At 43.9% G+C, this 6,146-nt stretch carries 6 protein-coding genes; all 6 read left to right on the top strand.

The features are described 5' to 3' along the window. Positions 1-785: DUF2345 domain-containing protein (locus HMPREF3022_RS11895; protein WP_283119057.1), on the top strand; the 785-nt coding region annotated here is incomplete at its 5' end. Next, positions 782-2,449: a hypothetical protein gene (locus tag HMPREF3022_RS06665; RefSeq protein ID WP_168166415.1), complete on the top strand. Its 1,668-nt coding sequence runs from the start codon at positions 782-784 to the stop codon at positions 2,447-2,449. The genes HMPREF3022_RS11895 and HMPREF3022_RS06665, both read left to right, overlap by 4 nt. Positions 2,450-2,479: 30 nt before the next feature. Further along, positions 2,480-3,574 carry a PoNe immunity protein domain-containing protein gene (locus HMPREF3022_RS06660; protein ID WP_283119056.1) on the top strand — a complete coding sequence of 365 codons (1,095 nt, stop codon included), beginning with the start codon at positions 2,480-2,482 and terminating at the stop codon, positions 3,572-3,574. A gap of 66 nt (positions 3,575-3,640) precedes the next feature. Then, the gene (locus tag HMPREF3022_RS06655; protein WP_070765336.1) at positions 3,641-5,434 is read left to right on the top strand and encodes an RHS repeat-associated core domain-containing protein; all 1,794 of its coding nucleotides are present in this window, start codon (positions 3,641-3,643) and stop codon (positions 5,432-5,434) included. 1 nt (position 5,435) lies between these two features. Continuing rightward, positions 5,436-5,855, top strand: a complete 420-nt coding sequence (locus HMPREF3022_RS06650) for a hypothetical protein (protein WP_070765335.1) — start codon at positions 5,436-5,438, stop codon at positions 5,853-5,855. Positions 5,856-5,898: 43 nt separating this feature from the next. Next, positions 5,899-6,146 (top strand): RHS domain-containing protein (locus HMPREF3022_RS06645; RefSeq protein ID WP_210399663.1); only part of this gene is annotated, 248 nt, incomplete at its 3' end.

Below are 6,146 nucleotides of genomic sequence, written 5' to 3'. Positions count from 1 at the left end.
AAGAAACCCAAAGGGGCCGTCTGAAAGACGCCCTCAAAGAGCTGAAAGAGGCCGGTTTGATTCAAACCGCCCCGGCCGGTATTGCTACCGCGACACAACAAAGCCAATTACACACCGCCAATGAAAACATCCACCTTATCAGCGGCAACCATACCGACATCAGCGCCGGCCAAAGCCTGACCGCCCATGCGGCAGATAGCCTCAACCTGTTTGCCCAAAGCAGCGGCATCAAGATGCAGGCCAACCAGGGCAAAGTGGAAGTACAGGCACAAAATGACGAGTTGCAGCTGAATGCTTTGAAGGACGCAACGTTAACCAGCAGCGCAGGGAAGATTACCATTGCGGCGAAGGAAGAGATTCTGATTACCTGCAAAGGGGCGTATATCAAGCTGAGTAACGGGGAAGTCGAGATCGGAAGTCCGAAGATGGTGAGGGTGAGGGCGCCGTTGGTAGTGAATGGGGCTGAAATGCTTAAACATCCGCTGCCACGTTTTACCAAAAACAAGGGAGTGGATGTGTATTACCACTACGATGACTTGATGCCCGTAGTTAATGCACCATTTGAAGCTTACTTTGAAGATGGAACAATTATTTCTGGAATATTAGATGAAAACGGATACGCCCACATCGAAGATGCTCCCGAAGGTAGATTCCACGTCTTATTTGGTGAAGATGCGAGAGAATGGATTTATAAAGAACCCGAAGAAAAACGAGTTGAATCCCGTTATACAGAAGAGGAAATACAGTTGTTTTGGTTGCAAGACAATAATAAAGGAAAAGAATGATGGCTATACCTTCATCTCAAGATATGATTGATTTTTTAAAGACGCTGATTTTAGGTGAATTTCAGGATAATAAACAACAACACTCCATTGCTATTTTATTGAGGGGTGTTGTCGGAATCATTCCAGGAGTGGATCAGGTTTTAGACGCACAAGATACTATTGCCTTAATTGTTCGTTTTAATCAAAAAAACTGGCAGTTGAGTCAAGATGATTATGCCGATTTGGCATTTACCGCCTTTGGTTGGATACCCGAATTAGGCAGTGTATTTAAAGGAGTACTCAAGCCAATCTGGAAACAAAGCAAGGGGAGCAAAGGTGTACAAAATGGCATTAAAATGCTAGAAAGAGCATTAAAAGGAGAACATGGGGCAGTCATAAGCAAAATACGTTCCTATGTCAGAAACACGGCACAATGGACACAATGGGCGAACATTGCCATTACAAAGTGTAATATCCTTCTGACTGCCTATATTGAAATGTTACAAACCATATCGCGAGGGTATATAACCTTTAAACCCGTTGCTGACTGGAAATGGACGCATACCCGATTTAACTTTCCTGCCTGGCTGATTAAAACGGCACTGGAACAAATTGCTCCCGCACAAAAATTCAAACAGATATTAGCTAAAGCCATAAGAGAAGGCGCAGAAAGTATTAGATACTTTATGCAAACACTTTTGGGTGAACATGCCAATCTTGTCATGGCTGCCGTCAATGGTGCGGCAAACCATACAAACCATAATAAAAACGGCCGTCCTCATGCTGTTCATAATGCCAATCAACAAGTGGGCAACAAACGCAAACATAGTGAGAAAAATACCTCATCTACGCAATCGAAAGAAACTTCTAATTCGAAACCATATAAAAACGACAGTGTTCGCCACGACCGTCATCCCAAAATGACCAAAGGGCAGAATGATGATAAGCTCGTCCAAAATACCGCTACTAATTCCGGCGGGAGGGCTGTAGCGGTGCAGAAGACTAAAGGTGCTGTAGAGCAGATAAGTAACAAAATCACAGGTCTTATTGGCGAACATATGGCAGACTACTGGATGCTGGAACAAGTCGGTGGTAAAGCGCGGCACGATCATGGAGGGACGGCAGAGGGAAGCTGCTATAAAATGAATTTTGAAGGCAGGCTATACCAACTTCACCAACCTTCGGCAAACCCTAAAGGAATTGATTCCCTGTGGAAGGTCAACGGCAAAATCGGCGGTAAGCCGTACTGTATTTTAGAAGCAAAGGCAAGCGCTACCGTCCTTACACGTCCGCTTGGTAAGTTGCTGACTGATGGTCGGGATAAAACAGAGCGGCGAACACAGAATAATCAGCATCAGGTGCAGATGAGCCATACGTGGTGTGAAAGTAGATTAAGAAATTTGGGATTAAATCTTCAAGTAAGAACGGATTATTCCCGCCGAGTCGTCTTCTTTGGTATTAATGACATTGCCACCCATACTAAAGCATATGCCAAAATCGTGGAAGCAGTCGCACAACCCGAAAAAAGACAGTACTTGCCCCGTATCATGATGGAGCATACTGAACACAAACCTGGTCGTATTTTTACGGATGAAGATATTGAGGTATGGGTAAAAAGGAGGATAGGTGAAAAGAGAACAGAATCTTCCAACAAGGTTGGCAGAAGGAAAAAACAGAAACCGTAATTGATTAATTGACTATTATATGAGTATAAAATGAACGAGACCGAACAAATTCCTTTTAACAAGAAACGTAGGCAGCATTTTTTGACTGAGGAAAGATTTAGTAAATTTAATAATTATTTTCTGGAAGCTATTCCTGAATATAATAAATGGAAACTCTCAGATGATTTGGCATTACGATTTTTATCTAGACAACAAGCAGAAACCTACTGGGATTATTTGAAAATCATATATACCGCAGGTAAACCGATAGAGGATTTAATTCCTGTTCTAGAAAAATTTTTAGCTTCAGAGGAAGAGATAACTAAATTCTGGCAGCAAAATAAAACTAAATTAAACGATGTCGGCTACTACACAAGCCCGATGCTGTGGTGTGACGTTGAGCATTACCTTAAAACTCTGCACCTCATTGCGCTGTGCTACCTCCTGCAACGCGAAGACTTGCTCCCGCGTCTTCTTGAAGTCATCCTTGCCAATGCTGAAGATGATTTAGAACCTGATACTACTATTGAAGACTTTTTGGACTACCATTTTAAAAATCGTCCTGATCCGGATTACGTCCAAATGGGCAAACACGCCATTTTATTCGGTGAAGCTATGCGTGGCGAAACCAAAGAAGAACAGTTAGAAGAACTCAACGCGTATCTCAAAGACTGGTATCACGAAATGGTCGGCATGAGTGATCTTGAATACCAGACCCATCTTGACCCCGAGCAGAACGGATTTTGCGGTTACTGGGCTTTCGAAGCCACTGCCATCGTTTATCTTGATGATTTGGATGATACCGAATTGCGCCAATATCCCTATTATCCTAAAGATATGGTGGATTGGGCTCGGGAGCAAAAACTCAAACGTGAGCAGGATCAAGATCGAAGCGGTAACTTGCCTCTGCTTCTTAATGCAGGCACACCCGCCCCTTTTTCAGGAAGATACGGCATCAACAATTTCATTGGGCATGAGATCCAAATCAAGCAGGGAGAGCTTCTGCCTGCCGGACAAGTCAGTGCGAAGAGGGATAAGAACGGTAATCCTATTTTCCGGGAAGATACAGTTTGGAGACTACTCAAGCGTGAAGACAAAGGTAAAGTCCGTTTCAGCGAAAAAGAATTGGAAGAGCTTCAAAAATAAAATATAAACGAAACGATAAAAAGGTCGTCTGAAATCATATCGGGTTTTCAGACGGCCTTTTGCATAATGCACAAGAGTAGCCGCCACCAATACTTCTACGACAAACTAGGCAACCTCATCAGGGAATACCGTCACGACAGTCTGGACGGCACAGCCCGAAGCCACGTCTGGCATCACCGCTACGACGCATTGGGCAACCGTACCGAAACCATCCGTCCCGACGGGCAGCGTATCGGTTATCTCCACTATGGCAACGGCCACCTGCACGGCATCACCCTCAACCGTAACGAAATAGCCGCCTTCGAACGCGACAAACTACACCGCGAAACCGAACGCACCTTTGGCAAACATATCCGCCAACAAACACAATACGACCCCATGGGCAGAATCCTGCAGCAAATCCACAACCGCAGCCGGCGCGAATACGGTTACGACGCCGCCGGACAACTGACCCACATCCAAAGCAGAAGAGGCCAAACCCAATACCGCTACGATCCCATCGGCAGACTGATCGCCGCCGTCACTCCCGATTTTAGCGAAACCTTTGCCTTCGACCCTGCAGGCAACCGTCTTGACCTAAGCGGCAACAAACAAGACCATACAGACCAAACAAACAGCCAAGAAAAACCGTCCCTGAACAAAGTCTGGGGCAATCTGCTTAAAGAGTACGCAGGTGTACACTACGACTACGACCAACGCGGCAACCTGATCCGCAAAACCCGCAATGGAGAAACCACAGACTATCATTGGAACGGCTACAACCAACTCATTAAAATAGAAAACCGCAACGGCAGTACCGAATACCGCTACGACCCCTTGGGCAGGCGTACCGCCAAAATCCGCAACGGAGAAACCACCGTCTTCCACTGGCAGGAAGACACCCTTGCCATCGAAAGCACCAACGGACAAAACACCCATTACCTGTTCGAACCCGGTACATTCGAACCGCTGGCGCAATTTCAGACGGCCTCACCGATAGGCATAGAAAGGGAAGACAAACCCGCCGAACCGTATAGCTACGACCCCGAAACCGATCCGCTGCTGAAAATCCCGCCCGAACCCCAAGAGCAGTCCGAAGCGCAGCCCGAATTGGTCTATTACCAACTCGACCATCTCGGCACACCGATTGTCGCACACAATGCAAAAGGCGAAGCCGTATGGACAGCCGAATACGAGGCATGGGGCAGAATCCGTAACGAAACCGTTTCAGACGGCCTCAAAGTTAACGTCCCGTTCCGCTTCCAAGGACAGTATTACGACGAAGAAAGCGGGCTGCACTACAACCGTTTCCGGTATTACGACCCTGAAATCGGGCGGTTTGTGAGTCAGGACCCGATTGGGTTGCAGGGAGGGATGAACTTGTTTGAGTATGCACCGAATCCGATATTATGGGTTGATACACTTGGTTTGCATAAAAAGAAGCGTTGCTGTAATGGCGACCCTTGTTCAGGAAAAAATCCTTCTGCTACTGCAAAAAGCTGGCAAGGATCCGCTCCGTACTCAGGAATAGATTCATATAAAAATGTTGTTGTCAAAGCAGGTACAGTTTTGTATACGTTGCATCCGCACGGTAATACACCTGGAAATTATTTTGTAACAGCAAAAGATGTCTTAGCAGCACGGACTGCGAGGGAATACAATGATTCTGTTCAAGTAGCTCATAAAGAGAATACAAAAGGAGCAAGGGATATGCGAACCGCTTTACATGGTTTTATAGTAACAAAAGATACATGTATGGCTAAGGGAGTAGCGAGGGCAAATCCACATTTAGGTAAAGGGGGTGCTACACAGTATTTCATTGAAAACATGGATAAAATAAATTTAAAATCAACCAATAAATTGATTAAATATGGTAAATGATATGAATAACTTACAAGTATCTATGAATCATAAAAAAATTGCGATAGATAATATAGCTATTGATTTTATGGAGCAATTTCCTAACAAATTAAAGGAGTTTTTTACATTTTCTGGAAACAGCTATGTATTTGATAGGGAAATTACATACCTAAGTGAAAAAGCAAATATAATAATCGTTATCTCTCATAAAATTGAGATTTATATCATATTTAAAGATTATGTTTATTTAGATAATACTATACTTAATTCGAAGATTGTTCGTAGGTTTCTTAAGAAATATCCTATTTTAGCTTCAAGTTATGAGCTTATCAGCCCAATGAAATTAGAATTTAAGAATTCGAATGTTGTATGGGATTATTTAAGTTTCACTTATGATGCAAAGCAAGCTGCAATAACTCTTTTGATCACTACATTAAATTAGCTAAATTCTTAAGAAATTCGTAGGCTTAGGATCATATGATTAATTGATCATTGACCATTTGGGCACACCGATTGCCGCACACAATGCAAAAGGCGAAGCCGTATGGACGGCCGAATACGAAGCGTGGGGTAGAATCCGCAAAGAAACCGTTTCAGACGGTCTCAAAGTCCACGTTCTGTTCAGTATCATGATGAAAAGAACAGGCTGCACTACAACCGTTTTGTTATTTCAACCAAAAGAATGCTGGATGAAATTAAAAAGAACCGGGGATTTAACAACAAGGGATTTGTT

The organism is Neisseria sp. HMSC065C04 (assembly GCF_001815375.1).
Lineage (GTDB): Bacteria > Pseudomonadota > Gammaproteobacteria > Burkholderiales > Neisseriaceae > Neisseria > Neisseria flavescens_D.
This window is presented reverse-complemented; position numbering and strand designations above follow the sequence as displayed.